Below are 25863 nucleotides of genomic sequence, written 5' to 3' on the forward strand. Positions count from 1 at the left end.
GATTATATGTTAAACTTACAAGAAAGGGGGACATCCAATGACGAACGAAGAAAAACCGTATCCCTCTCGTTTGAAGAAAAAGAAAGAAAAAAATCGGTCAAATTCCATTTTGAACATCATGATCGGTCTGGTATTTGCATTGATTCTCATTATTGGAGTTTCTATGCTATTTAGCGGAGGGGACGATCAGGCCAACGAGTCTGAAGAAGTGGCAATCTCAACTGGTACCGAAGAACAAACGAGTGGCTCTGATGACGGTGAAAGCGCAAGTGCCGGTGACGAGGATGAAGACGCTGAAGCAAAAGCTGAAGAAGAAGCAGCCAAGAAAGCTGAAGAAGAAGCAAAAGCTAAAGAAGAAGCAGCCAAGAAAGCTAAAGAAGAAAAAGAAAAAGAAGAAGAGGGATCTGTCACAAAAGGCGGAACCATCACACGTGAAGATTCGAGCGATCCGATTGTAGACGAAACAGTGATCAATACAAGCTGGGAGCCGGTTGGCACCAAGCAAAAAGGAGACCATGTTTCCGTTTACCAGAAGGATTCTGTTGACTGGAATGAAAAAGTCAAAGCTGTTTCCTATGCAACTGGCCTTGACTCAAACAATATGTACGTCATGATGATCAAAAATGGCGGAGGCCCTCAGAAATCGATTGCGACTGTACAGTCTAAAGACGAATCTGAGAAATACCGTGTCCATTTGGAGTGGGTGGATGGCGAAGGCTGGAAACCAGTGAAGATGGATGTATTGAAAACGCTGCAAGGCGCCTATTGATAAAGGCGTCTTTTTCTTTGCTAGTATGAGTAATTGAAACAGGTAATATAAATCGACGCTGGAATGAGGAATGCAAAAATGAAAATCGGTGTGATTGGTGCGATGGAAGAAGAAGTTCAATTATTGAGAAGCCGACTGGAAAGTCCGCAGACTGAAGAAATCGCTAAATGTGAATTCACTTTAGGTACATACGCAGGCCAGGAGATCGTGTTGTTGAAAAGCGGCATCGGCAAGGTGAATGCTGCAATGTCTACAACGATTCTCCTTCAGCAATACCAGCCGGATATCGTCATCAATATCGGCTCTGCAGGAGGTTTTGATGAAGAACTCGAAGTTGGGGCAGTCGTCATATCGGATGAAGTTCGCCATCACGACGTGGATGTTACAGTCTTCGGCTATGAAATGGGACAAGTCCCTCAATTGCCGGCTGCATTCACTTCGAACGAAGAATTGATTGAACTGGCAATTAAAGCAGTCAAGGAAATGGGACAGCATGATTATGCAGTCGGATTGATCGCAACTGGCGATTCGTTCATGAACGATCCTGAACGTGTTGCCAAAGTGCGTGAATATTTCCCGACGATGAAAGCAGCTGAAATGGAAGCGGCTGCGGTTGCACAGGTCTGCTATCAATTCGATGTTGCCTTTGTGGTAATCCGTGCTTTATCAGACATTGCCGGAAAGGAATCATCGGTATCTTTCGATGAGTTCCTGCCAGTGGCAGCTAAACATTCAACGGAAATCGTCTTTAATGTCATCAGCCAATTGGCAGCACGCATTTAAGCTTCCCGAAAGACAACAAAAAAGCTGAGGACGTTTTCTCAACGTCGCTCAGCTTTTTTAAACTTTTCTCAAGGTGAATGTGCTGACCATCAGCAATGAACAAAGGATGAACAGGAACATAAAGACGACCGGTGAAAAAGCTGGCACCCCAAAGTATGAAAGGGTGATGACAGTACCTGCTGCAGTAATCGGCAAACCGGTAAAATAACCTGTCGCATCTGAAATGTTGAAGCGTGCCAGACGGAAAGCGCCGCACGAAATGTAGATAACAGTAAAAACCATTCCGACAAAACCGAAATCTGATAAAACGAGCTGGTACATTAAAATTGCGGGTGCAACACCAAAGGATAATATGTCACTCATTGAATCGAGCTGTTTGCCTAAATCGGATTCCTGATTGAACTTTCTTGCCACCATACCGTCAAAGCGGTCCAAAAAAGCCGCGATAAATATAAATAGCACACTATAGCTATATGATCCATTTAAAGTGGCCATAAGAGAGGCACCACCAAACAGCATATTACCGATTGTAATAATGTTCGCTGTCTGTGACCTCAATTTTTTTATGGTGTGATCCATTCTTTCTGTAATTAACAATGGAAAACACTCCTTCTTTTTTGTAAACTTGTTCACTCTATTATACTGTGAAAGGTAAAAAAATGGTAGACTATTTTAGCAACGGAGGCATCTCTATGAAAAAATATTTGTACCAGCGCTCCATCGAATTGACCAATGGAGCTTATACTTCAAATTTAATCCGCAAATTTGCCCAATCTAAAAACAGCCGCAGATTTATTCCGGGGTATATTAAAGCCTATCAGATTTTAACGGATGATGTTGAAAAACCGTTAGACTCTTTTTCGACTCTCCATGATTTCTTCGTGCGGAAATTGTCGCCCGGGAGCCGCCCAGTCGCTCCGGCACCAGTAGTTTCTCCTGTCGATGGAAAAATTGAAATTGCCGGTGACCTGCATGAAAATGTCCATTTTCTTGTAAAAGGACAGCATTACTCGTTAGCTGACCTTTTAGGGGATAAGGCTTTAGCCGATCGCTATCAGGATGGAAAATACGCAGTGCTTTATTTGTCTCCGGCCGATTACCACCGGATCCACAGCCCTGCTGACGGCAAGGTCAACAGGCAGTATGTACTTGGAAAAAAATCCTACCCGGTTAATGCTGCCGGATTACAATATGGCAAAGCGCCGATCAGTGGCAATTACCGAATGGTCACTGAACTCTATACCGCTTTCGGCAATATGCTGGTAGTCAAAGTCGGCGCCATGTTCGTCAATTCCATCAAATTGACCGAAACTGGCGGCGAATGGCAAAAAGGAAACGAAGTGGGGTATTTCAGTTTTGGTTCCACAGTTGTTTTGTTTTTTGAGGCGAACTCCATTGAATTTGTTGAAGATATGTCGAATGGCAATCGGATCAAGGTGGGAGAACCGTTAGGAATTATGGTATAATCAGTAGAATTAAGTTAGGAAAACAGGAGTGGGTTGCCGTGTATCAGAATTTTGTACCAAGCCAATATGTAAAAGACGTTTTTGACATTAAACCGGAAACATTAATTGAAAAGAATATTAAAGGAATCATTACGGATTTGGATAATACGCTGGTGGAATGGGACCGTCCGGATGCGACGCCAAAATTGATTGAATGGCTTAAATCAATGAAGGAAGCCGGCATTCAAGTCGTCATCGTTTCCAACAACAAGGAATTGCGCGTTAAATCTTTTGCGGATCCTTTAGGTATTCCATTTATTCACCAGGCACGCAAACCGATGGGCCGCGCTTTCCGCAAGGCGCTTCGGATCATGGAAGCAAAACGCGATCAGGTAGTGGTGATCGGGGATCAGATGCTGACGGATATTTTCGGAGGCAACTTAAATAAGATGCATACGATCCTGGTATTGCCAGTAGCGCAATCAGATGGGTTTTTCACCCGTTTTAACCGGAGAGTCGAGCGCAGAATCATGAAGAGATTGAAAGAAAAAGGACAATTGATGTGGGAGGAAGAAAATTGAGTGAAATGCCAACTTGCATCGGATGCGGTGTACAGATTCAAACTGAAAACAAAGAAGAGGTAGGTTACGCTCCGCCGTCTTCATTGGAAAAAGAAGAAATTATTTGCCAACGCTGTTTCCGTTTAAAGAATTACAATGAACTTCAGCCGGTATCGTTGACGGATGATGATTTCCTGCGTATTTTAAATGGATTGGGCGAACGTGATGGACTGATCGTGAAAATCGTCGATATTTTCGATTTCAACGGCAGCTGGCTTCCAGGCCTTCACCGTTTTGTAGGGAATAATGATATTTTATTAGTTGCCAACAAAGCGGATCTTCTGCCGAAGTCGGTCAAACAACAGAAACTCGTCAATTGGATGAAGCAGGAAGCCAAAAAATTGGGCTTGCACCCAATCGATGTCTTGACGGTCAGTGCCCATAAAGGGACAGGAGTTCCGGAAGCGATGGAAGCCATTGAAAAGTACCGCAAAGGCAAAGACGTTTACGTGGTCGGCTGTACAAACGTTGGGAAATCGACGTTCATCAACCGTGTCATCAAACAGGCGACTGGCCAATCGGATGTCATCACAACGTCACATTTCCCTGGAACGACATTGGATATGATTGAAATTCCTTTGGATGACAAACGTTCATTATTTGATACGCCGGGAATCATCAACCATCACCAATTGGCTCATCATTTAAAAACAGCAGATCTAAAGCAGATCATGCCGAAAAAAGAAATCAAGCCGCGTGTGTTCCAGCTGAATGCCGAGCAGACCTTGTTTGTGGGAGGGTTGGCGCGCTTTGACTTTATTCAGGGGGAGCGTTCATCGTTTACGGTCCATGTTGCCAATGACCTGCCGATACACCGTACGAAATTGGAAAATGCAGATGCCCTCTATGAGCAGCATCTGGGAGATATGCTGGCGCCGCCTTCAGCTGAATATAAAGACGAATTCCCTGAATTGGTGCGCCATGAATTCCGTGTTAAAGATGCCAAAACAGATATCGTATTTTCCGGGCTTGGCTGGATCACGATTCAGCACGGCAACGCAGTTATTGCTGCCCATGCCCCTAAAGGTGTAGAAGTCATGTTGCGCCCATCGCTGATCTAGGAGGTTTTTGGATGAAGAAATGGTACGCGGTAATCGGTGATCCGATTGCCCACTCCCTATCCCCGTTTATGCATGAAACATGGTTTGACGAGCATGGCATCGATGCGGCCTATATTCCGATCCATGTGGAACCGGAACATTTGGAAAAATCTTTTGAAGCCATGAAAACCTTGGGTATCAGCGGTTTCAATATCACCTTGCCGCATAAGCAGTCCATTGTGCCGTTTCTCGGCAGCCTGGACGAAAGCGCCATGCAGATGAATACGGTCAATACCGTGCATTTTGATGGCAAAGAATTTGTGGGTTCAAATACCGATGGCGATGGTTTTGTCCGGTCATTGCTCGTGCATCCGGTCGATAAGACAGCGAAAGTGTTGCTGATTGGTGCCGGTGGCGCTGCAAGAGGCATCGCTTTTGCATTAAAACGTGCAGGTTTTGCCGATATTACCATCACCAACCGGACATTCCGGAGAGCCGAGGAATTGGCTGCTGAAATCGGTGCCAGCGCTGTGACTCTTTTGGAATCTGAAGAGCGGCTGGCAGAATTCTCTGTTGTCATCCAAACCACTTCAGTCGGTTTGTCGACAGGGGAAGCGTTGCCGATTTCCTTGGAACGGATCAAGGCTGGGACAGTAGCGGCGGATATCATCTACACACCTTTGGTTACCCCTTTTTTAGAAAAAGCAAAAGAAAAAAACTGCGTGACAGTAAACGGAGTCGGCATGTTCGTCTATCAAGGTGCAATTGCATTTGAGAAATGGACGGGCGTTCAGCCGAACACCGAGAAAATGATTCAATTGATCACAGAAAAACTAGGAGGCACTTATGTTAACAACTAAACAAAAAAGCTTTTTGAGAAGCGAAGCACATCATCTTGATCCGATTTTCCAGGTAGGAAAAGGCGGCGTCAATGAAGCGATGCTTGTACAAATCAAAGAAGCATTAGAAAAACGCGAATTGGTAAAAATCAGCATTCTGCAAAACAATGAAGACGGCAAAGATGAAGTGGCGAAAGCTCTTGCAAAAGGCACCAAATCGGAATTGGTCCAATTGATTGGTCATACGGTGGTCCTTTACAAGCAATCGGTCAACAACAAACGAATCGAGCTGCCGGTCAAACGATGAAAAAAGTCGGGATATTGGGCGGAACATTCAATCCACCTCATCTCGGCCATCTGATTATGGCCAGCGAAGCATACCATTCAGCGAAACTGGATGAAGTGCGCTTCATGCCGAATTTTATTGCACCTCATAAAGATGTAGCGGGAGCCAGTGCTGAGCAGCGGCTGGAAATGACACGACTGGCGATATCCGGCCATCCGCAATTCCGGGTGGAGGAATTCGAAATCAACAGCGGCGGCGTTTCCTATTCGTTTGATACATTGACAAAGCTGACAGAAAAAGAACCGGATGCGGAATTTTACTTCATCATCGGCGGAGATATGGTGGAAGGTTTGCCTTCCTGGTATCGCATCGATGATTTGGTGAAGTTGGTTCGCTTTATCGGAGTCAAGCGTCCGGGGTATAATACAGAAACGCCTTATCCGGTCATGATGATCGATTCACCTGAATTGCTGCTGTCATCGACCATGTTGAGAGAACGTGCTGCTGTTGGGCGGCCGCTGGCATTTTTGGTGCCTGACAAAGTGGAAGCATTTATTCGAGAGGAGGGGTTGTATGGAGCCAAGCCAAATGTTGGAGAAAGTTAAAGAACGGCTGCCTGACAATCGTTTTACGCATGTGCTTGGGGTAGTGGATACGGCGATTGAACTGGCAAAGGAATTCAATGTTTCTGAATCCAAAGCTGAAATTGCTGCCATTCTTCACGACGTTGCGAAGTTTTCGGATCGTGACTGGATGAAATCCATCATTGTCTCTGAAGAGATGGACCCGCTCTTGCTTGAATACCATGCGGAACTTTGGCATGCACCGGTTGGCGCTTATTTGGCAACTACCGAATTCGGAGTGGAGGATGAAGATGTCCTGAATGCCATCCGTTACCATACGACGGGGCGCGAAGCGATGTCTGACTTGGAAAAAGTCGTCTATATTGCCGATTTGATCGAGCCCAACCGAAAGTTTTCCGGTGTTGAAGAATTGCGACAATTAAAAGATCGGGGATTGGATGTTATGATGGAAGCCTCGGTTAAACATTCCATCGAATTTTTAGTATCAAAAAATCAACCGGTATTTCCGGATTCACTGAAGTGCTACAACTACTTCGTGCAACAGAAAGGGAAAGTGAAAGAATGACTAAAGAAACTTTACTGCAAGTAGCTTATAATGCTGCGGAAGACAAAAAAGCGGAAGACATCGTTGTCTTGAATATGGAGGGGATTTCGCTTTTGGCTGATTTCTTCGTTATTTGTACAGGGAACTCCGATCGCCAAGTCCAATCGATTGCAAAAGAAATCATGGACAAAGCACACGAAGAAGGCCACGAAGTGAAAAGTGTTGAAGGATTCGATTCAGCACGCTGGATCCTTGTTGACCTTGGAGATGTGGTAGCCCACGTTTTCCATAAAGACGAACGCTCGTACTATAACCTTGAACGCCTGTGGAGAGAAGCTCCGCAAATGGAAATATGAAATACGGAAAATTTGCCGCAGTCTATGATGGACTGATGGAAGATATTCCTTATGAAAAGTATGTGGAGTGGGTCGCTTCCCACGTCCTGTCCGGCAAATTGCTGGACGTGGCGTGCGGAACCGGCACATTGTCACAGCTTTTTGCTGAAATGGGCTATGAAGTGACCGCAAGCGATTTGTCTGAAGACATGCTGACGGTCGCCAATCAACGGTTTCAAGAGGCAAACCAGTCTATTCCGGTGCTTCAATTGTCCATGGACAACTTGGAAGGGCTTGCCGGTTTCGATATCGTCACGATTGCAATCGATTCCTTAAATTATCTGCAGAGCGGCAAACAGGTCCGGCAGACGTTCAGGGAAGCTTATGAAGCCTTGAACTCAGGAGGCCATTTTTTCTTTGATGTGCATTCCGTTTTCAAAGTGGATACAGTTTATATGGACAGTCCGTTTGTTTATGATGCAGAGGAAATCGCTTATATTTGGCATACCGAGCCTGGAGAGGCAGAACATAGTGTGATTCATGACATGACTTTTTTTGTCCGCCAGAATGGCTTGTTTGAGCGCTTCGAAGAAACGCACGAACAATTGACTTTCCCGGTGGATGTTTACATCAAGTGGCTGGAAGAAGCCGGATTTTCCATAGAATCGATTACAGCCGATTTTTCGGATCAGGCTCCAGATGAAGAAAGTGAACGCATTTTCTTTCATGCAAAAAAATAAGCACTGATTCTCCACAGCCTCCTGCCTGATGCAGGGGGCTTTTTTCTATTTCGAAAAGGATGGACAAGTGAAATGGAATTAATATATAATTCAAACAGCTTCTATTTAATTGCCTTCTGAAGAAACGAGGAATGCCAGCTGAAACTTTCCCAGCTTCAGAATAAAACCGCATGGCTGTTGATCCCCGCTGCCGCCATTGCGCTGCTGTTGATTTATTTTTTATTTCCTCAAGGAAACCCTGAAAAAACTCCTGTTCCTTCTCTAGAACTGATCAACGCTGAATCCCCTCAGCAGACAGAAACTCCTGAAAACGAAGACCCTGTAATCGAATCTACTGTAATGATTGATATGAAAGGCCAAGTGGCCAATCCCGGCGTTTATGAGCTCGCGCCAGGCTCCCGTATGCAGGATGCTATAGACGCAGCTGGTGGATTTACGTCTGAAGCCGACAGCCGCGCCATCAATTTGGCATTGATTGTTGCTGATGAAACCAGTTTATACGTACCGGCGGCCGGTGAAGAAATCGTCCTGCCCGCATTGGAACAGACAGCTTCAGCGGGCGGCAGCAGTTTGATCAACATCAATCAGGCAACTGAAACCGAGTTGATGGAGTTGCCGGGCATCGGCCCTTCCAAAGCCGCTGCGATCCTTGCTTACCGGGAAGAAGCCGGCAGCTTCAAAACACCGGAGGAATTGACCGAAGTCTCAGGCATCGGCGATAAAACCTTCGAACAATTAAAAGAGTTGATCACCACTAAATAACGGAACCGGCTTGAAAAGACGGTTGACGAAACGACTGCCTCTGCTACACTTATTTTAACTACACTTGCAGGAGGCAATTAGATGAAGCGAATAACTTGGGATCAATTCTTCATGGCGCAAAGCCATTTACTGGCACTTAGAAGTACTTGTACACGTCTGTCGGTCGGAGCGACCATTGTGCGCGACCGCAGAATCATGGCCGGCGGTTATAACGGATCGATTTCAGGCGGCGACCATTGCATCGATAAAGGCTGTTATGTCGTCGATGGGCATTGTGTCCGTACCATCCATGCAGAAATGAATGCACTGTTGCAATGCGCCAAATACGGCGTCAGCGTAAATGGCGCCGACATGTATGTCAGTCATTTCCCGTGTCTGCAATGTACCAAGTCGATCATTCAGTCAGGCATTTCCCGTCTGTATTACGCAACTGACTACAAAAATCACGAATACGCCATTGAATTACTGGAACAGGCTGGTGTGGAAGTGGTGCAAGTGGTATTCGATGAGCGTAAAATCGACTTTTTAAGTGTCGAAAAGTCAGCTCTATACATGGAGCTGCTGGAAAAATTACGTGAAAAAGGCGGAAGCGAGGAAGAATTGGCCCATTATAACGAACGGGTGAACCAATTATTCGGAGAAGTCGAAGTGTAACAGCCAATCTATTTTTGTACCTGGCAACTGCTACAGCTCTTGCCACATATGCAGCGCATGAAACACCGGTTCAACTCGTGTTCATGGCGCTGCTTTTTTGTTGGATGTGTTGGAAAAGAGAAAGTCCGATGCTTATTCTCAGTATCTTTTTAGTTGCTGGCGCGATTTACCTTTTGCAGGATTTCCGGAGCCAGGACCATTTTGATTACTCGCTTCCCTATTCGGGTGAACTGACATTCCGTGCAGGATCAGCTGTCGATGGTGACAGCCTAAGAGGCTTTGCGGTAATCGCGGATGGGACGGTCGTCTATGCCCGTTATCGAATAGCTTCGGAAGAGCAAAAAAATCAGCTGGAAGGCCTGGTGGACCGGTCGGACTTTCTGGTAAAGGGGGTATTTGAGGTTCCGTCACCGCCTTCCCATCGTTATTCGTTCAATATGGAAGAATATCTGATCCACAATGGAGCTTCCCAGTTACTGGTTGTTCAGTCGATTGAAGGCATCAGCGAAAACGATTCGTGGTTTACAGGGCTGTTGGGGAGGCGTGATGCACTCAAGCGCCATATCCGTGAACATTTTCCCGAAAGCTTGTCAGTGGAAGCGGAAGCGCTGCTGATCGGGGAGCGGGAAAACATGGACCCGGAAGATCAACGCATTTATCAAACGCTTGGAATTTCTCATCTGTTTGCCATTTCGGGATTGCATGTGGGAATCGCATCAGGGATGCTGTATTTCATCCTTACCCGCCTGCATGTCCGAAAAGAGTCGGCTACAGTCATTCTGCTCATCATTCTGCCGCTTTACGCAGTCATGGCTGGTGGTGCCCCTTCAGTTTGGCGGGCTGTCAGCATGGTAACTCTTGTATTAACAGGAAAGTTGCTTGGATTCCGGTTGCCTATTGCAAATGTTATGTTAACTAGTATGATTCTTTTGCTGTTATGGAATCCGTATGTCCTCTTCAAAATTGGATTCCAACTGTCCTATGGCGCGACATTCGGTATTATTTACTCGTTGAAATTGTTGGCGGGAATCCAGTCTGCTTTGAAAACGGGATTTGTCATCACCTTCATATCTCAAGTGACCTTGTATCCGTTGCTGCTGTTTCATTTTTATGAATTGTCTCTGTCTGCATTCCTGGTGAATAGCCTGTTTGTCCCGCTGTTCACCTTGCTGATTCTGCCGATGAATTTTTTGCTGTTGTTTCTGACTCTGCTGTACCAGCCGGCGGCAGATTTCATGTTTTATTTTTACGAACCTTTGCGTGGGCTGGTTGGGCAATTAATGCTGTGGCTGGCGGATTTGCCTTATCAATTATGGAATCCTGGAAAGCCGGGAGTTCTGGCCGTCTGTTTGCTCATTGCCAGTGTTTATGTATTTTATTGTGTTGCAGAGTTAGGGTTCCATTGGCGCCAATTGTTGATTTTGATCTTTCCGGCCCTGCTTTTCACAGCGTTGCCTTATTTGGATCCGCGTTTGAAAGTGACATTTTTGGACGTTGGCCAAGGGGACAGTGCAGTAATTGAATTGCCTTACCGGGAAGCGGTCTATTTGATCGACAGCGGGGGCTTGCTGCGATTCGATACTGAAGCTTTTAAGGAGAAGAAGCGACCTTACGAAATTGGCAGGCAGGTTGTAGCACCTTATTTAAAGGGGAGTGGAATCTCTTCACTGGATCTGTTCATCATTTCGCATCCGGATGCCGATCACGCAGAAGGAGCAGAGGAGATTTTCAAGCTGTTTCCTATTGATCAGTTGCATTTGACGCCAGGGTCAGCGGCGAACGCGTTGATGGTCGAACTGGCTCCTGATGCGGCGCAGACGGAAGTGGCATTTCCGGCTAAGGGATCAAACTGGACCGTAGGACAAACGCACTTTGCGTATCTGTCGCCGGATGATGAGGAGTACGAAGGCAATAATGATTCCTTGGTATTGCTGATGAAAACGGGCGATTACCGAATTTTGTTTACGGGAGACCTGGAAGCGGAAGGCGAAGCGCGTCTGCTGGAGTCTTACGAACCTGATCTTGCCGGGCTGACAGTATTGAAAGTCGGTCATCATGGCAGCAAAACATCCAGCAGCGAAGGCTTCCTGGCTGCCCTCAAGCCTGCACTGTCGATATTTTCGACGGGTGCTGATAACCGTTACGGACATCCGAGCCTGGAAGTGGTCGAGCGCTTTAGTGAATTGGAACTCCGTACATTGAACACTGCTGAAAACGGCACCATCCGGCTGTTATATAATGATGGACAGGTGGAGTTGGAGACTATGCGTTGACTGATGTATTGAGCAACAAAAAAAGGTTCCGGATATGAAACTCCGGAACCTTTTTTGATTTAATTACCGTGCAGCGAACTGTACAAGTCCAGCGATGATAAAGATAAGGGCGAAAAATCCAAAGGATACGACAAAGCCCATTCCCGCGTCGATTGCATCGTTACGTTTGGACTGTACATTCTGTTCAAATTCATTCATTGAAATCCCTCCTAATTCCTTCTAATTATAAGCGAAGTCTGAATAAAAATCTAGATTGAAGTGGACTTTAACAAACGAATTTCTGCGCTGACACATAACTGTCAAATACCCAAATGGGCAAAAATCCGATATAGTAGAGAGAGGGAGGCTGATACGATGATTACATCCGTGTGGAAATCCATACGCAGCGGGCAAATAGACCCTGTTTATCTCATAGTGGGAACAGAAAGCTATTTCATTGAAAAAACATTGGACTTATTAAAAGATAAATTAACGGACGGCGGGGAATTGGAACTGACATTTTTTGATTTGGATGAAGTTCCTGTTGACCACGTCATCGATGAAGCGGATACCATTCCTTTCTTCAGCGACCGGAAGCTCATAATCGCTCGCAATGCTTCGTTTCTGAAAGCGGCGGAACGCGGCAAGGAAAAGATCAATCATGACTTGAAGGCTTTGGAAGCGTGGCTTGAAAATCCACCGGGCAGTTCTGTGACGATTTTTGTTGCACCTTATGAAAAGCTGGATGAGCGGAAAAAAGTCACCAAGCTGATGAAACAGCATACCGTTCTGGTGGAAGCGAAATCTTTGCAGACAAATGATCTGGAAAGCTGGCTGATGCATGAAGCGAAAAGTTTTGGAAAAGGCATCGATTTGAAAGCGGCGCAGCGGCTGATGGAAATGGCAGGCACCAATCTGACTCTGCTGTCTTCGGAAATTGAGAAGATGTCGTTGTACCTTGGTGCAGCGGAAGGCGATATCACGGTAGACCTTGTAGAAAGAATGACTGCGCGGACGCTCGAACAGGATGCCTTCAAAATGCTGCAATCTTATTTGGACGGCGATGTCAGCGGCGCACTCAGTGTCTATTATGATTTGTTGAGGCAAAAAGAAGAACCTGTGGCGCTGACGGCTTTGCTGGCTTCGCAGATTCGCTTCATGATCCAAGTCTATTACTTGCAGAAAAAAGGCTATCATGCGCAGCAGATCTCCAAACAATTGAAAGCCCATCCGTACCGGGTCAAGCTGCTGGTGGAAAAGCGCCAACAGATTTCCGAGAAGCGGCTGCTTCAAGTATTGGGGGATTTGGCGGCGATCGATCTGCAGCTGAAGACAGTCAGCGGCAACCGCGAACGCATCCTGGAATTTTTCCTGATGAAGCGCGCGTCTCAAATGAAACGTTAACATGCATAGAAAAAAGCCGGTTCCCCTGGAGGAACCGGCTTTTTAAAAGGTTTTACGCTTTTTTCATCAAGCTCGATTTTTTACGAGCTGCAGTGTTTTTATGGATCAAGCCTTTAGAAGCCGCTTTTTCCACCTGTTTAATCGCAGCTTTTACAGAATCGCTAGCGTTATCGTCTTTGTTAGTCAAAGCTGTTTCAGCTTTCTTAATAGAAGAACGCATTGCTGATTTCACATGTGAGTTTTGAGCGTTTTTAGTTTCGTTCGTGCGCACACGTTTGATTGCAGATTTAATGTTTGGCATATCTTTCACCTCCTAGACAATATGTAAGAGGGGAAATCATCCCAACTCTTTAATGTCTCTATACAACAAGAGTTATTTTATCAAATCAACGACAGGAATGCAATAGTTACGTGCAAAGAAGTTTCACTTGACACTGAAATGATTTCTGGGGCTTTCATTGCTCAATCCGTGCTGTACTGCTATAATTCATAGTAGTTTATTTAGGAGTGAAGAGAATGAATAATGAGGAAAGATTATCCCGTCAAAGCAAAATCCGCAACTTCTCAATTATTGCGCATATTGACCACGGCAAGTCTACGCTTGCTGACCGAATTTTAGAAAAGACGGAAGCGCTGACTTCCCGTGAAATGAAAGCACAGTCACTGGATTCCATGGATCTTGAACGGGAACGTGGCATTACCATCAAATTAAATGCTGTCCAGCTGAATTATAAAGCCAAAGACGGAGAAATCTATATTATGCATTTGATCGACACACCGGGCCATGTCGACTTCACTTACGAAGTATCACGCAGCCTGGCCGCCTGTGAAGGCGCTGTACTGGTTGTCGATGCGGCTCAAGGCATAGAAGCCCAGACTTTAGCGAACGTTTACTTGGCATTGGACAATGACTTGGAAATCCTGCCAGTTATCAATAAAATCGATTTGCCTGCTGCCGATCCGGAGCGTGTTCGCCAGGAAATCGAAGATGTCATCGGATTGGATGCTTCTGAAGCTGTATTGGCTTCAGCAAAAGCGGGTATCGGCATCGAGGATATTCTTGAACAGATTGTCGAAAAAGTTCCTGCACCAACAGGCGACCCGAATGCGCCGTTAAAAGCATTGATCTTTGACTCCCTTTACGATCCATACCGTGGCGTCGTCGCTTATATCCGGATTGTGGAAGGAACTGTGAAGCCTGGAGACCGCATCCAGATGATGGCTTCCGGAAAAGAATTTGAAGTGATTGAAGCAGGGGTTTTCACTCCTCATGCAACGCTTCGTAATGAATTGACGGTTGGCGATGTCGGATTTTTGACCGCGGCCATCAAAAATGTCGGCGATTCCACCGTCGGAGATACCATTACATTGGCCAATAACCCGGCAAAAGAAGCATTGCCAGGTTATCGCCGTTTGAATCCGATGGTTTATTGCGGATTGTATCCGATCGATACATCCAAATACAACGACTTGCGTGATGCGCTGGAGAAATTGGAGTTGAACGATGCCGCTCTGCAATTTGAACCGGAATCTTCCCAGGCGCTTGGCTTTGGTTACCGTTGTGGTTTCCTCGGCTTGTTGCATATGGAAATCATTCAGGAACGCATCGAGCGTGAATTCAACATTGATTTGATCACAACAGCACCAAGTGTAATCTACGACGTACACATGACGGACGGGGAAATCCTGAAAATCGATAACCCTGCCATGATGCCGGACGCGCAGAAAATCCAAATGGTTGAAGAACCTTATGTCAAAGCGACTGTCATGGTCCCGAATGATTATGTCGGCGCAGTTATGGAAATCTGCCAGCGCAAGCGAGGCAATTTCATGACAATGGATTATGTCGACGACACACGTGTCAGCATCATCTATGAGCTGCCGCTTGCTGAAATCGTCTATGATTTCTTTGATCAGCTGAAATCGGGAACAAAAGGCTACGCTTCATTTGATTATGAATTGATCGGCTACAAAGAGTCGAAACTTGTGAAGATGGATATTCTACTGAATTCCGAACAAGTCGACGCCTTAAGCTTTATCGTCCATCGTGATTTTGCCTATGAACGCGGCAAAGTGATCGTTGATAAGTTGAGAAGCCTGATCCCGCGCCAGCAGTTCGAAGTGCCGATCCAAGCCGCCATCGGCCAGAAGATTGTTGCACGCCAGACCATCAGTGCCATGCGCAAAAACGTTCTTGCCAAGTGTTACGGCGGGGATATCTCCCGAAAACGCAAACTTTTGGACAAGCAAAAAGAAGGTAAAAAACGCATGAAGCAAGTTGGATCTGTTGAAGTTCCACAAGAAGCATTCATGGCGATCCTGAAAATGGATGACCAATCAAAATAAACGGAAAAAAGGGGGCGGGAATTTCAGCCTCCTTTTCTTATTAGAAAAGAGGAAATAAAAATGGTTAAAGGATTGTATATCCATATTCCATTCTGCCACCAGATCTGCTTTTACTGTGATTTCAATAAAGTCTTTTTCAAAGACCAGCCCGTAGATGCCTATATCGATTCTGTCGGGAAGGAGCTGGCTTTATGGAAAGAACAAGGAGCACTTGACCAGCCGCTTGAAACGATTTTTCTGGGAGGCGGCACGCCAACTTCGCTGACACCTGTTCAGCTGGAGAAGCTGTTGTCCTATATCCACCGCTATGTGCCGATGGCAGACGACTTGGAATGGACTTCAGAAGCCAATCCGGATGAACTGACACGCGACAAAATGCAGGTGTTGTTTGACGGAGGCGTCAACCGTTTGAGCATGGGCGTCCAGTCATTTGATGAAGACCTGCTGAAACGGCTTGGCCGGACACACAGCAATACCGATGTTGGGCGGGCGGTCGAATCGGCGCGCCAAGTCGGCTTCAAAAACTTGAGTTTTGATTTGATGTACGGGCTGCCGGGCCAGAGCATGCAGCAATGGGAAGATACGCTCGCACAGGCATTCGCTTTCGACTTGCCGCATTTCTCCGCATATTCGCTGATCATTGAACCGAAGACGGTCTTCTACAACTTGATGACAAAAGGCAAGTTGAATACTGTCACAGAAGATTTGGAAGCGGATATGTACGAACGATTGATGAATGAAATGGACGGCCGGGGACTGAAACAGTATGAAATCTCCAACTTCGCGCGCCCAGGCCATGAGTCCCGGCATAACCTCCTGTATTGGGACAATGTTGAATACATTGGTGTTGGAGCAGGCGCGCATGGTTATGTAGACGGTATCCGTTATTCGAATGCCGGACCGTTGAAAAAATACATGGAACCGCTGGATTCAGGCCAGCGCCCGATCCTCAATACACATGAAGTGCCAGTCCATGAAAAAATGGAAGAGGAAATGTTTTTAGGGCTGCGGAAGACAAACGGTGTATCACTGCTGCATTTCCAGGATAAGTTCCAAAAACCGATACAGGATGTATACGGCAGCATATTGGAAAAGGAAATCGAAAAGAAAAATTTGGAGATCGCCGGAGACTTTGTCCGGTTGACCAGAAAAGGCCGGTTTGTCGGCAACGAAGTATTTGAACAATTTTTATTGGCATAGGGGTCTTGCGTTGACAAGGGTCGTTATATTTGTTAATTTTAATGTAGTATTAGCACTCGGGTACTTAGAGTGCTAACAGAGGTGATGATCATGTTAACTAAACGGCAACTGCTCATCTTAAAGGTGACAGTGGATGATTATATTCAATCAGCTCAGCCGGTAGGATCGAACCAACTCTCCAAGAAGCCTGGGATTTCCTATAGTTCGGCAACCATCCGCAACGAGATGGCCGAGCTTGAAAGAATGGGCTTCCTGGAAAAAACCCATACGTCTTCCGGACGCATTCCTTCCGAAAAGGGGTACCGCTATTATGTCGATCACCTGCTGACGCCAAGGCCATTGCCGCAACAGGATATCGTGCAATTGCGTTCCATCTTTGAAGAAAAATTGACAGAGACTGAAGAAATCATTAAGCGCTCGGCGATGATTCTTTCGGAGTTGACCAATTACACATCCATTCTTTTGGGGCCTGATGTGCGCATGCATATCGTTAAGAAATTGTCGATCGTGCCGTTGACGGAAAATGCTGCGGTTGCGATTATCGTAACCGATTCGGGGCATGTGGAGAATCGCGTGTTTTCCATTCCGCCTGGTCTTAACCCATCAGATATTGAGAAGATGGCCAATATCCTCAATGAACGGCTGGTTGGCGTCTCGCTGAACAACCTGCATCTGCGGTTGGAACAGGAAACGCTGATGATCTTGAAACAGCATGTTGAACACTATGGAGAATTATTCCATACGTTCAGAAAAGCGGTTTTATTGCCGCATGAAGATGAAAACGTCTTTTACGGTGGGAAATTGAACATCCTCAAGCAACCTGATTTTCACGATCTCCAGAAAATCAGAAATTTGATGGATGTTATGGAAGAAGCCAAGCATATTCCGATGATCTTGCCAGTGGGAAGCCAAGGCCTCCACATCCGCATCGGCTCGGAAAATACGCTGTCGGCAATGGAAGATTGCAGTGTCATTACGGTGTCGTACGATATCGGTGAAGAACAAACAGGGTCAATTGCCATAATCGGACCAAAACGAATGGATTACAAACGTATTGTTTCCATATTGGACCTATTAAGCGGTGATTTATCGAAAGAGTTGACCCGCATGTTTAAAGGAACGTGAACAAAGGAGGAATAGACTTGTCAAAAAAAAATGAACCATTAAAAACTGAAAAACAAGATATGGCTGAAGAAGTGGAAGAAAAAGCGAAAGCGCCTGTTGCTGAAGAGGAAACAGAATTCGCGGATACAGAAACTCCGGAAGTCGACCTTTCCGCTGAGCAAGAGGAAGAAACGGTTGACGAAGCTGAAGAGCTGCGCAAACAGTTGGAAGCAGAACAGAACAAATATTTGCGCCTGCTTGCCGATTATGATAATTTCAAACGGCGTACGCAAATAGACAAAGATTTAGCCAATAAATTCCGCTCTCAATCCCTGCTATCAGATATCCTGCCAGTTTTGGATAATTTCGAGCGTGCATTATCGCTTCAAACCACCAGCGAAGAATCGGCTTCTGTAATGAAGGGTGTCGAAATGGTCCAAAAATCCTTGATTGAAGCTGTCAGCCGCGAAGGCTTGGAAGAAATCAAGGCGGTTGGCGAACCTTTCGACCCGAACTTCCATCAGGCAGTCATGCAGGAAAAAGATGATTCCGCTGAACCGGGAACTGTCCTGCAGGAATTGCAAAAAGGCTATATCTTAAAAGGACGGGTTCTCCGTCCGGCAATGGTAAAAGTAAACGAATAAAAAATTATTGGAGGAATTCATAATGAGCAAAATTATCGGTATTGACTTAGGTACAACAAACTCAGCAGTCGCAGTATTAGAAGGCGGCGAGCCAAAAATCATTCCAAACCCAGAAGGCAACCGTACAACACCTTCTGTTGTCGCTTTCAAAAATGGTGAACGCCAAGTCGGCGAAGTGGCAAAACGCCAATCGATCACAAACCCGAACACCATCCAATCCGTAAAACGTTTGATGGGTACTCAGCAAAAAGTAACAGCTGAAGGCAAAGAATATACGCCACAAGAAGTTTCTGCAATGATTCTTCAATATCTTAAAGGCTATGCTGAAGAATACTTAGGCGAAAAAGTAACAAAAGCGGTTATCACAGTTCCAGCTTATTTCAACGATGCAGAACGCCAGGCAACAAAAGATGCTGGGCGTATCGCAGGCTTAGAAGTGGAACGCATCATCAATGAGCCTACTGCTGCAGCACTTGCATACGGTTTGGACAAAACAGAGACAGATGAAACAATCCTTGTTTATGACCTTGGCGGCGGTACGTTCGACGTATCGATCCTTGAACTGGGCGACGGCGTTTTTGAAGTAAAATCAACTGCCGGCGACAACCGTCTGGGTGGCGATGACTTCGATAAATTGGTCATCGATTACTTGGTGCAGGAATTCAAAAAAGAAAACGGCGTTGACTTGTCGAAAGACAAGATGGCGACACAGCGTTTGAAAGATGCGGCTGAAAAAGCGAAAAAAGATTTGTCTGGCGTATCGTCAACTCAAATTTCACTGCCGTTTATCACAGCAGGAGAAGCTGGACCTCTTCACTTGGAAGTTACATTGAGCCGTGCGAAGTTCGATGAATTGACTTCTTCATTAGTTGAACGCACAATGGGGCCGACTCGCCAGGCGTTGAAAGATGCTGGCATTTCTGCTTCTGAAATTGACCGTGTTATCCTTGTCGGTGGATCTACTCGTATTCCAGCCGTACAGGAAGCTGTTAAGAAAGAAACAGGCAAAGACCCGCATAAAGGCGTTAACCCGGATGAAGTTGTAGCTATGGGTGCAGCAGTCCAAGGCGGCGTATTGACTGGTGACGTTAAAGATGTTGTCCTATTGGACGTAACGCCATTATCTCTTGGTATTGAAACAATGGGCGGCGTATTCACTAAATTGATTGAACGCAACACGACAATCCCGACTTCAAAATCGCAAACATTCTCAACTGCTGCTGACAACCAGCCGGCTGTAGATATTCATGTATTGCAAGGGGAGCGCCCGATGGCAGCAGCCAACAAAACGCTTGGCCGTTTCCAATTGGCAGATATTCCGCCAGCTCCACGCGGCGTGCCGCAAATCGAAGTAAGCTTCGATATCGATAAAAACGGTATCGTCAGCGTTAAAGCGAAAGATCTTGGGACACAAAAAGAGCAGACAATTACAATTCAATCCAACACTTCTTTGACGGACGATGAAATCGAACGCATGATCAAAGAAGCAGAAGAAAACGCTGAAGCGGATGCTAAAGTAAAAGAAGAAGTTGAACTTCGCAACGAAGCGGACCAAGCTGTCTTCACAACTGACAAAACAATCACTGACCTTGGTGAAGTTGTCTCTGAAGAAGAGAAAAAACAAGCGGAAGATGCGCGCGACGAACTAAAAGCGGCATTGGAGTCTGACAACATCGAAGACATCCGTGAGAAAAAAGATAAATTGCAGGAGATTCTTCAAGGCCTCTCCATGAAAGCGTACGAGCAGGCAGCAGCAGCTCAACAAGCTGCCCAAGAAGAAGGCGCAGCTCCAGGCAACGACGATGTAGTCGATGCTGAATTTGAAGAAGTTAACGACGATAAAAAATAAGCAAGAACTTGAAAAGTCAAAGCAAAGCAACATGCTTTGGCTTTTTCAATGTCTTTGCATCAGTGATTTAAACCGTGTACAATTACAGTTGATTGCTAGAGGGAGAGTGACTTATGAATAAGCGAGATTATTATGAAGTATTGGGCGTATCCAAGTCCGCTTCTAAAGAAGAAATTAAAAAAGCATACCGGACCTTATCCAAAAAGTTTCATCCGGACATCAATAAAGATAAAGATGCTTCTGCTAAGTTCCAGGAAGTTAAAGAGGCATATGAAGTATTAAGCGATGAGCAAAAACGTGCACAATACGATCAGTTTGGCCATCAGGATCCGAACCAAGGCTTTGGCGGCGGATTCGGCGGAGCTGAGGGATTCGGTTTCGATGATATTTTCAGCACTTTCTTCGGTGGAGGTTCAAGACGCCGCGATCCGAACGCACCACGTAAAGGCGATGATCTTCAGTACTCCATGACCATCGATTTCATGGATGCCGTATTCGGCAAGGAATCGGAAGTTGAATTGCCGAAAGACGAAACATGCGGAACATGTGACGGTTCTGGCGCTAAGCCAGGTACGAAGAAGAAGACATGTCCATATTGTGAAGGCTCCGGCCAGCTGAATGTGACGCAGGATACGCCATTTGGCCGTATGGTCAACCGCCGTGCCTGCCATCATTGTGAAGGCTCTGGCCAAATCATCGAAGAAAAATGCCAGACATGCCACGGCGAAGGAAAAGTGCGTAAAGTCAAGAAAATCAAAGTCACGATTCCAGCCGGTGTAGACGATGGCCAGCAATTGCGCGTTACTGGACAAGGTGGACCGGGAATCAACGGAGGACCAGCAGGGGATCTCTATGTTGTATTCCGCGTCAGACCGCATAAACAGTTCCAGCGTGAAGGGGACGATATCTATCTGGATATTTCCATCACCTATCCACAGGCCGCATTAGGGGATGAAATCGAAGTTCCGACAATTTCAGGTAAAGTGAAGTTGAAGATTCCAGCTGGTACACAAAGTGGAGCCCGTTTCCGACTGAAAGGCAAAGGCGTCAAAAACGTTCATGGCTATGGAACCGGAGATCAACATGTCATTGTGCGCGTCAAAACACAAACAAAACTCAGCGAGAAGCAAAAACAGCTGCTGCGTGAGTTTGCTGAAATCAGCGGGGATATTCCAGAAGAACACAGCAGCTCGCTGTTTGATAAAATCAAACGGACCATTAAAGGCGAATAAGTGAGAACCTGGACTGATGGGGAAGTTGCTGTCAGTAATTAATCCAGTTTTTGCAACCAGTAGACTCTTGCGTAATGCGGGAGTCTTGCTGATTGTGGAAGCGAAAAAGGAGCTGGACGGAATTGAAATGGTCAGAATTAGCAATCCATACCACGAATGAAGCGATTGAAGCAGTTTCCAATATCATGCACGAAGCAGGTGCCAGCGGAGTAGTCATCGAGGATTCGGAAGATTTGACGAAAGAACGGGAAGATCGTTTTGGTGAAATCTATTCGTTGGATCCGGAAGATTTTCCGGTGGACGGCGTGATCTTAAAAGCTTATTTGCCGGTCAATAGTTTTTTAGGCGAAACGGTTGAGGCCATTAAGTTGGCTATCAATAACCTGGTGGCATTTGATATTAATTTGGGCAAAAACGAAGTGACCATCAGCGAAGTGAACGAAGAGGAATGGGCGACTTCATGGAAAAAATATTATCATCCCGTCAAAATCTCCAAACGTTTCACAATTGTGCCGACATGGGAAACTTATAATCCGGTATCAAGCGATGAATTGATCATTGAATTGGATCCTGGAATGGCTTTTGGTACAGGCACGCATCCAACTACTGTTATGAGCCTACAGGCACTTGAAAAGACAGTTAAGCCGGGAGACCGAGTCATTGATATAGGTACGGGATCAGGAGTGCTGGCGATTGGAGCGGCTTTGCTTTCTGCCAAAGAAGTCTATGCGCTGGATTTGGATGACATTGCTGTAAAATCAGCAACAATCAACGTCAAGCTGAATAAAGTTCAAAACACTGTGACCGTAGAAGAAGGCAACCTGGTCGATAAAATCAAGGAACCGGGTGACGTGGTCGTCGCCAATATTCTGGCGGAAGTCATCATGTCCTTTACAGATGATGCGTTCAAGGTCGTGAAACCAGGTGGCCAGTACATCACATCCGGCATCATTGCAGCGAAAAAGAACAATGTCAAAGAAGCGCTCGAAGCATCTGGCTTTGTCATTGAAGACGTCATGATGATGGAAGATTGGGTCACCATCATTTCCAAAAAACCTGAATAACGGGGTGCCACGATGCAACGATATTTTATAGAAGGCAAAATTCCTGAAAATCGAATAGTGGCAATAACCGGCGATGATGCTAAGCACATCGCCAAAGTTATGCGCCAAACTGCAGGAGATTATTTGATCGCAGTAATGGAAGGCGAAGCGCACCTTTCAAAAATCGTCACGGCGGATTTCGATGTGGAAGTGGAGCTTGGCGAGAAATTGGAAACGCAAGTTGAATTGCCAAAAAAAGTGACCATTGCTTGTGGGTTGCCGAAAGGCGATAAGCTTGATTTGATTACACAAAAAGCAACAGAGCTGGGAATGTACGCGCTGCTGCCATTTGCAGCAGAGCGTTCGATTGTCAAATGGGACAGTTCCAAAAGCGGGAAAAAAATCGGCAGGCTCCAAAAAATCGCTAAGGAGGCAGCTGAACAATCTCACAGAACCCACATCCCTGAAATCCATCCCGTCCACAGTTTCAAGCAATTGATGGTCCAAGCTGAAACCTATGACACCGTTATCGTCGCTTATGAAGAAGAGGCGCGGGACGGGAACCGGACGCGGTTTGCTGAAATTTTAAAAGCGTTGTATGATAAAGATTCAGTCCTGATTGTCTTTGGCCCGGAAGGCGGGATTTCAGAGTCTGAAGTGGCTGCTTTGAAAAACTTCGGGGCGGTTTTCACTTCGCTTGGCCCGCGGATTCTGCGGACAGAAACTGCGCCTTTGTACGCACTGGCCGCTATTTCCTGTGAGTTTGAATAGGAATGGGGCTATGCCTGTACAAGGCATCCAAAACGCTCAGAACAGTGATCGGCGGCATTTCCCGGTTGGGGGAACTGGCCTGATGAGTAACTGACTTTAAACAAGAATGGAGATTTTCTATTATGACGAACATTGCATCATATATCGACCACACATTACTAAAACCGGAATCGACCGAAAGCCAAGTTATCCAGCTTTGCAAAGAAGCTGCTGAATTCAAGTTCGCTTCTGTATGTGTCAATCCGACTTGGGTTGAAGCTGCTGCAGCTGAATTGGCAGGAACTGAAGTCAAAGTATGTACAGTTATCGGCTTTCCGCTTGGTGCATCGACTCCGGAAACAAAAGCTTTCGAAACAACTGACGCTATTTCAAAAGGTGCAGGCGAAATTGACATGGTGTTGAATATAGGCGCCCTTAAAAGCGGCAACACGGACCATGTGAAAAAAGATATCGAAGCGGTTGTCAATGCGGCAAAAGGAAAAGCAATCGTGAAAGTGATCCTTGAAACATGCCTGCTGACCGACGAAGAAAAAGCGGCGGCTTCCCGGCTGTCTAAAGAAGCAGGAGCTGACTTTGTTAAAACTTCAACCGGTTTCTCAACTGGTGGAGCGACTGTCGAAGACGTAAAATTGATGCGCGAGACAGTAGGTCCTGATCTGGGTGTTAAAGCTTCAGGCGGCGTTCGCAGTCTGGAAGATGTTCAAGCGATGATCGAAGCAGGAGCAACGCGCATCGGTGCAAGCTCAGGCGTAAAAATTATGCAGGGCTTAACTTCAGATTCCGATTATTAACTATTGACCTTTCTTTGAGAATACGATATAATTTTTGAGTATATAACACTTGTTGTTCTTCGCTTCAACGTGTGTTCGGAGGGAGGGAAAAAGAGATGACAAAAACTACAGTTCGTAAAAACGAATCGATTGAAGATGCTCTTCGCCGCTTCAAACGCACTGTTTCTAAATCTGGAACAATGCAAGAGGTAAGAAAGCGCGAGTACTATGATAAGCCGAGCGTGAAACGTAAATTAAAATCAGAAGCTGCGCGTAAACGTAAATTTTAATTGACATTAAGAAGTATAATCGACTTTTAAAAAATATGAACGACCAGCCTAAGCCGCCAACACAGTAAATGTGTTGGCGGCTTTTCTAATTGTCATATTTGTAAGCGCATTCTTTCGTTATTGGGCAGCCAATCATTTATAATGGAAATAGCTCAAAAAAATGAAACCGAATCCAGTTTCATCCGTATATATACAAACAGTAAATTTAACTTGCGAAAGGAGAGATCCCATTGAGCAGAGTCAAAGTCTATACAGGATTTGGACTTTTACTGTTATCTTTTCTGCTCATGCTCCCGGCGATCCAGGCGGACACTTCGACAGTGTATGTAATTCCGATCGAAGATGAAGTTGAACGAGGACTGCAAGCTTTTATCGAACGGGGCATTGAAGAAGCTGAAGATGCTGGAGCAGAGGCCATCATCTTTGAAATCGATACGCCAGGCGGTTTTGTGGATGCGGCAGATGGCATTGCTCGGCTGCTCAATAAAACACAGCTGGAAACAATGGCATTCGTCAACCAAGATGCTTTATCAGCTGGTGCTTTCCTGGCCTTGCATAACGATGAAATCTATATGCATCCAAACGGCCGCATGGGCGCTGCTCAGGTGATCGACCAGGCGGGGAATGCGGCTGCGGATAAGGCGAACAGCGCATGGCTCGCTTCTATGAAGAATGCAGCTCAGACAGCCGGTCGGGATCCTGAGTATGCATTGGCAATGGCTGATGCTTCAATGGCTCTCCCGGAGCTGGGAGTTGCAGAAGGTGAGCTGCTGACGTTGGGAGCGCAGGAAGCTGAACAGGTTGGCTATTCGCAAGGGACTGTATCTTCTCTTGACGAGTTGCTGGCGTTAAAAGGCTATGAAAATGCATCGGTTGTTACAGTCGATGAAACATTTTCAGAAAGTCTAGCTCGTTTCCTGACCAATCCGATCGTTGTACCGATCCTTTTGTCAATTGCAGGCTTGGGTTTGTTGCTTGAACTGTTTACACCAGGAGTCGGGATTCCTGGGATTATTGGGCTGGCTTCCTTGTTGCTGTTTTTTTATGGTCACTTGGTGGCAGGCTTGGCAGGATACGAGTCCATCATTTTATTGGTCATCGGCTTCGGGCTTTTGGTGGCCGAGTTCATTATTCCGGGCGGTGTTGCCGGATTCCTGGGGATCGCCGCTATTCTTGGCAGCATTTTATTGGCTGGAGGCGATTTAAAGTCCACCGCCATAGCGGTACTTATTGCAATGATAGTAGCAACAGTAGGGATGGTGATTGTAGTGAAATTCTTTGGTAAGCGGCTGGATTTGTTCAAACGGATTATCTTGACGGATGCCACCGATACAGAAAGTGGATATGTATCGACTACAAATCGCCCGGAACTTGTCGGCAAAATTGCCCGGACTGTAACGGCGCTTCGCCCTTCAGGCACAATCAAGCTGGATGACGAGCGCATTGACGCCGTTTCGGAGGGCAGGTTTATCGACAATGGGAAAGATGTTAAGATAATCAAGGTAGAGGGTTCGCGCATAGTTGTTCGCGAACTTGAAAAACAAGAGGAGGAATAAG

General features: G+C 45.9%; 29 protein-coding genes. 26 read left to right on the plus strand and 3 right to left on the minus strand.

Features of this window, described 5'->3' with window-relative positions; translation table 11 throughout:
- The first annotated feature begins 37 nt into the window (after nucleotides 1-37).
- Together IRE19_RS06890 and mtnN are read left to right on the plus strand one after the other, a co-directional pair.
- The gene (locus tag IRE19_RS06890) at nucleotides 38-769 is read left to right on the plus strand and encodes a DUF1510 family protein (protein WP_203339804.1); all 732 of its coding nucleotides are present in this window, start codon (nucleotides 38-40) and stop codon (nucleotides 767-769) included.
- 78 nt (nucleotides 770-847) lie between these two features.
- Nucleotides 848-1552: a 5'-methylthioadenosine/S-adenosylhomocysteine nucleosidase gene (gene mtnN / locus IRE19_RS06895; protein WP_191715921.1), complete on the plus strand. Its 705-nt coding sequence runs from the start codon at nucleotides 848-850 to the stop codon at nucleotides 1550-1552.
- Nucleotides 1553-1609: 57 nt separating this feature from the next.
- Here the strand turns inward: mtnN and pssA are convergent, their stop codons facing one another.
- Nucleotides 1610-2149, minus strand: coding sequence for a CDP-diacylglycerol--serine O-phosphatidyltransferase (pssA, locus tag IRE19_RS06900; RefSeq protein ID WP_203339805.1), 540 nt, complete (start codon nucleotides 2147-2149; stop codon nucleotides 1610-1612).
- A 95-nt stretch (nucleotides 2150-2244) separates the two neighbouring features.
- Here pssA and IRE19_RS06905 point away from each other — a divergent pair, with 95 nt between their 5' ends.
- The 12 genes from IRE19_RS06905 to IRE19_RS06960 all read left to right on the plus strand — a co-directional run bounded on the left by IRE19_RS06905 (nucleotide 2245) and on the right by IRE19_RS06960 (nucleotide 11674).
- Nucleotides 2245-3018 carry a phosphatidylserine decarboxylase gene (locus IRE19_RS06905; RefSeq protein ID WP_203339806.1) on the plus strand — a complete coding sequence of 258 codons (774 nt, stop codon included), beginning with the start codon at nucleotides 2245-2247 and terminating at the stop codon, nucleotides 3016-3018.
- A gap of 38 nt (nucleotides 3019-3056) precedes the next feature.
- Entirely contained in the window at nucleotides 3057-3578 is a 522-nt protein-coding gene (locus IRE19_RS06910; RefSeq protein ID WP_191715918.1) for a YqeG family HAD IIIA-type phosphatase, read from the plus strand.
- On the plus strand, nucleotides 3575-4678 hold the full coding sequence (gene yqeH / locus IRE19_RS06915; protein ID WP_191715917.1) for a ribosome biogenesis GTPase YqeH: 1104 nt from the start codon (nucleotides 3575-3577) through the stop codon (nucleotides 4676-4678). Before IRE19_RS06910 ends, yqeH begins: the two co-directional genes overlap by 4 nt.
- A gap of 11 nt (nucleotides 4679-4689) precedes the next feature.
- Entirely contained in the window at nucleotides 4690-5517 is an 828-nt protein-coding gene (aroE, locus tag IRE19_RS06920; protein WP_191715916.1) for a shikimate dehydrogenase, read from the plus strand.
- On the plus strand, nucleotides 5504-5803 hold the full coding sequence (yhbY, locus tag IRE19_RS06925; protein ID WP_191715915.1) for a ribosome assembly RNA-binding protein YhbY: 300 nt from the start codon (nucleotides 5504-5506) through the stop codon (nucleotides 5801-5803). Before aroE ends, yhbY begins: the two co-directional genes overlap by 14 nt.
- Complete coding sequence (locus tag IRE19_RS06930) at nucleotides 5800-6387, plus strand: nicotinate-nucleotide adenylyltransferase (RefSeq protein ID WP_203339807.1); 588 nt, start codon at nucleotides 5800-5802, stop codon at nucleotides 6385-6387. The genes yhbY and IRE19_RS06930 overlap by 4 nt, the downstream gene beginning before the upstream one ends.
- Nucleotides 6356-6931: a bis(5'-nucleosyl)-tetraphosphatase (symmetrical) YqeK gene (gene yqeK / locus IRE19_RS06935; RefSeq protein ID WP_203339808.1), complete on the plus strand. Its 576-nt coding sequence runs from the start codon at nucleotides 6356-6358 to the stop codon at nucleotides 6929-6931. Before IRE19_RS06930 ends, yqeK begins: the two co-directional genes overlap by 32 nt.
- The gene (gene rsfS / locus IRE19_RS06940; protein WP_142827773.1) at nucleotides 6928-7266 is read left to right on the plus strand and encodes a ribosome silencing factor; all 339 of its coding nucleotides are present in this window, start codon (nucleotides 6928-6930) and stop codon (nucleotides 7264-7266) included. The genes yqeK and rsfS overlap by 4 nt, the downstream gene beginning before the upstream one ends.
- Nucleotides 7263-7985 (plus strand): class I SAM-dependent DNA methyltransferase, encoded by a 723-nt coding sequence (locus IRE19_RS06945; RefSeq protein WP_203339809.1) that lies wholly within the window; start codon nucleotides 7263-7265, stop codon nucleotides 7983-7985. Before rsfS ends, IRE19_RS06945 begins: the two co-directional genes overlap by 4 nt.
- Before the next feature lie 177 nt (nucleotides 7986-8162).
- A complete protein-coding gene (locus IRE19_RS06950) occupies nucleotides 8163-8747 on the plus strand; it encodes a helix-hairpin-helix domain-containing protein (protein WP_238943113.1) in 585 nt (194 codons plus the stop codon).
- Between the two features lie 81 nt (nucleotides 8748-8828).
- The gene (locus IRE19_RS06955; RefSeq protein ID WP_203339810.1) at nucleotides 8829-9401 is read left to right on the plus strand and encodes a ComE operon protein 2; all 573 of its coding nucleotides are present in this window, start codon (nucleotides 8829-8831) and stop codon (nucleotides 9399-9401) included.
- Nucleotides 9402-9529: 128 nt separating this feature from the next.
- Nucleotides 9530-11674 (plus strand): DNA internalization-related competence protein ComEC/Rec2, encoded by a 2145-nt coding sequence (locus IRE19_RS06960; RefSeq protein WP_238943114.1) that lies wholly within the window; start codon nucleotides 9530-9532, stop codon nucleotides 11672-11674.
- Between the two features lie 63 nt (nucleotides 11675-11737).
- On the opposite strand, the gene IRE19_RS06965 is transcribed toward IRE19_RS06960, so the two are convergent.
- Nucleotides 11738-11872 (minus strand): YqzM family protein, encoded by a 135-nt coding sequence (locus IRE19_RS06965; RefSeq protein ID WP_008431587.1) that lies wholly within the window; start codon nucleotides 11870-11872, stop codon nucleotides 11738-11740.
- 156 nt (nucleotides 11873-12028) lie between these two features.
- Here IRE19_RS06965 and holA point away from each other — a divergent pair, with 156 nt between their 5' ends.
- Nucleotides 12029-13057 (plus strand): DNA polymerase III subunit delta, encoded by a 1029-nt coding sequence (gene holA / locus IRE19_RS06970; protein WP_191715910.1) that lies wholly within the window; start codon nucleotides 12029-12031, stop codon nucleotides 13055-13057.
- A gap of 52 nt (nucleotides 13058-13109) precedes the next feature.
- Here the strand turns inward: holA and rpsT are convergent, their stop codons facing one another.
- Entirely contained in the window at nucleotides 13110-13358 is a 249-nt protein-coding gene (rpsT, locus tag IRE19_RS06975) for a 30S ribosomal protein S20 (RefSeq protein ID WP_191715909.1), read from the minus strand.
- A 215-nt stretch (nucleotides 13359-13573) separates the two neighbouring features.
- On the opposite strand from rpsT, the gene lepA reads away from it, so the two are divergent.
- From lepA to IRE19_RS07030, 11 genes are all read left to right on the plus strand, one after another.
- A complete protein-coding gene (gene lepA, locus IRE19_RS06980; RefSeq protein WP_203339811.1) occupies nucleotides 13574-15403 on the plus strand; it encodes a translation elongation factor 4 in 1830 nt (609 codons plus the stop codon).
- Between the two features lie 60 nt (nucleotides 15404-15463).
- Entirely contained in the window at nucleotides 15464-16603 is a 1140-nt protein-coding gene (gene hemW, locus IRE19_RS06985; protein ID WP_203339812.1) for a radical SAM family heme chaperone HemW, read from the plus strand.
- A 90-nt stretch (nucleotides 16604-16693) separates the two neighbouring features.
- Entirely contained in the window at nucleotides 16694-17728 is a 1035-nt protein-coding gene (gene hrcA / locus IRE19_RS06990) for a heat-inducible transcriptional repressor HrcA (RefSeq protein ID WP_203339813.1), read from the plus strand.
- Between the two features lie 17 nt (nucleotides 17729-17745).
- Complete coding sequence (grpE, locus tag IRE19_RS06995) at nucleotides 17746-18351, plus strand: nucleotide exchange factor GrpE (RefSeq protein WP_238943115.1); 606 nt, start codon at nucleotides 17746-17748, stop codon at nucleotides 18349-18351.
- Between the two features lie 22 nt (nucleotides 18352-18373).
- On the plus strand, nucleotides 18374-20200 hold the full coding sequence (gene dnaK / locus IRE19_RS07000; protein ID WP_203339814.1) for a molecular chaperone DnaK: 1827 nt from the start codon (nucleotides 18374-18376) through the stop codon (nucleotides 20198-20200).
- A 113-nt stretch (nucleotides 20201-20313) separates the two neighbouring features.
- Nucleotides 20314-21432, plus strand: coding sequence for a molecular chaperone DnaJ (gene dnaJ / locus IRE19_RS07005; RefSeq protein WP_203339815.1), 1119 nt, complete (start codon nucleotides 20314-20316; stop codon nucleotides 21430-21432).
- A 122-nt stretch (nucleotides 21433-21554) separates the two neighbouring features.
- Nucleotides 21555-22496 (plus strand): 50S ribosomal protein L11 methyltransferase, encoded by a 942-nt coding sequence (gene prmA, locus IRE19_RS07010; RefSeq protein WP_191715903.1) that lies wholly within the window; start codon nucleotides 21555-21557, stop codon nucleotides 22494-22496.
- A gap of 12 nt (nucleotides 22497-22508) precedes the next feature.
- Nucleotides 22509-23246, plus strand: coding sequence for a 16S rRNA (uracil(1498)-N(3))-methyltransferase (locus IRE19_RS07015; protein ID WP_203339816.1), 738 nt, complete (start codon nucleotides 22509-22511; stop codon nucleotides 23244-23246).
- 122 nt (nucleotides 23247-23368) lie between these two features.
- Nucleotides 23369-24037 carry a deoxyribose-phosphate aldolase gene (gene deoC / locus IRE19_RS07020; protein WP_203339817.1) on the plus strand — a complete coding sequence of 223 codons (669 nt, stop codon included), beginning with the start codon at nucleotides 23369-23371 and terminating at the stop codon, nucleotides 24035-24037.
- Between the two features lie 95 nt (nucleotides 24038-24132).
- Nucleotides 24133-24306: a 30S ribosomal protein S21 gene (rpsU, locus tag IRE19_RS07025; protein WP_008431605.1), complete on the plus strand. Its 174-nt coding sequence runs from the start codon at nucleotides 24133-24135 to the stop codon at nucleotides 24304-24306.
- A 230-nt stretch (nucleotides 24307-24536) separates the two neighbouring features.
- Nucleotides 24537-25862 carry an NfeD family protein gene (locus IRE19_RS07030; protein WP_203339818.1) on the plus strand — a complete coding sequence of 442 codons (1326 nt, stop codon included), beginning with the start codon at nucleotides 24537-24539 and terminating at the stop codon, nucleotides 25860-25862.
- Nucleotide 25863: the final 1 nt, after the last annotated feature.

The sequence above is a fragment of the Planococcus beijingensis genome (assembly GCF_016820615.1).
Taxonomy (GTDB): Bacteria; Bacillota; Bacilli; order Bacillales_A; family Planococcaceae; genus Planococcus; species Planococcus notacanthi.

Bases quoted from the DNA above. Each gene is read 5' to 3' on its own strand.
- IRE19_RS06890 (WP_203339804.1), top strand. From the start codon at position 38: ATGACGAACGAAGAAAAACCGTATCCCTCTCGTTTGAAGAAAAAGAAA.
- mtnN (WP_191715921.1), top strand. From the start codon at position 848: ATGAAAATCGGTGTGATTGGTGCGATGGAAGAAGAAGTTCAATTATTG.
- IRE19_RS06905 (WP_203339806.1), top strand. From the start codon at position 2,245: ATGAAAAAATATTTGTACCAGCGCTCCATCGAATTGACCAATGGAGCT.
- aroE (WP_191715916.1), top strand. From the start codon at position 4,690: ATGAAGAAATGGTACGCGGTAATCGGTGATCCGATTGCCCACTCCCTA.
- yhbY (WP_191715915.1), top strand. From the start codon at position 5,504: ATGTTAACAACTAAACAAAAAAGCTTTTTGAGAAGCGAAGCACATCAT.
- IRE19_RS06930 (WP_203339807.1), top strand. From the start codon at position 5,800: ATGAAAAAAGTCGGGATATTGGGCGGAACATTCAATCCACCTCATCTC.
- yqeK (WP_203339808.1), top strand. From the start codon at position 6,356: ATGGAGCCAAGCCAAATGTTGGAGAAAGTTAAAGAACGGCTGCCTGAC.
- rsfS (WP_142827773.1), top strand. From the start codon at position 6,928: ATGACTAAAGAAACTTTACTGCAAGTAGCTTATAATGCTGCGGAAGAC.
- IRE19_RS06945 (WP_203339809.1), top strand. From the start codon at position 7,263: ATGAAATACGGAAAATTTGCCGCAGTCTATGATGGACTGATGGAAGAT.
- IRE19_RS06955 (WP_203339810.1), top strand. From the start codon at position 8,829: ATGAAGCGAATAACTTGGGATCAATTCTTCATGGCGCAAAGCCATTTA.
- IRE19_RS06960 (WP_238943114.1), top strand. From the start codon at position 9,530: ATGCTTATTCTCAGTATCTTTTTAGTTGCTGGCGCGATTTACCTTTTG.
- IRE19_RS06965 (WP_008431587.1), bottom strand. From the start codon at position 11,872: ATGAATGAATTTGAACAGAATGTACAGTCCAAACGTAACGATGCAATC.
- holA (WP_191715910.1), top strand. From the start codon at position 12,029: ATGATTACATCCGTGTGGAAATCCATACGCAGCGGGCAAATAGACCCT.
- rpsT (WP_191715909.1), bottom strand. From the start codon at position 13,358: ATGCCAAACATTAAATCTGCAATCAAACGTGTGCGCACGAACGAAACT.
- lepA (WP_203339811.1), top strand. From the start codon at position 13,574: ATGAATAATGAGGAAAGATTATCCCGTCAAAGCAAAATCCGCAACTTC.
- hemW (WP_203339812.1), top strand. From the start codon at position 15,464: ATGGTTAAAGGATTGTATATCCATATTCCATTCTGCCACCAGATCTGC.
- hrcA (WP_203339813.1), top strand. From the start codon at position 16,694: ATGTTAACTAAACGGCAACTGCTCATCTTAAAGGTGACAGTGGATGAT.
- dnaK (WP_203339814.1), top strand. From the start codon at position 18,374: ATGAGCAAAATTATCGGTATTGACTTAGGTACAACAAACTCAGCAGTC.
- dnaJ (WP_203339815.1), top strand. From the start codon at position 20,314: ATGAATAAGCGAGATTATTATGAAGTATTGGGCGTATCCAAGTCCGCT.
- IRE19_RS07015 (WP_203339816.1), top strand. From the start codon at position 22,509: ATGCAACGATATTTTATAGAAGGCAAAATTCCTGAAAATCGAATAGTG.
- deoC (WP_203339817.1), top strand. From the start codon at position 23,369: ATGACGAACATTGCATCATATATCGACCACACATTACTAAAACCGGAA.
- rpsU (WP_008431605.1), top strand. From the start codon at position 24,133: ATGACAAAAACTACAGTTCGTAAAAACGAATCGATTGAAGATGCTCTT.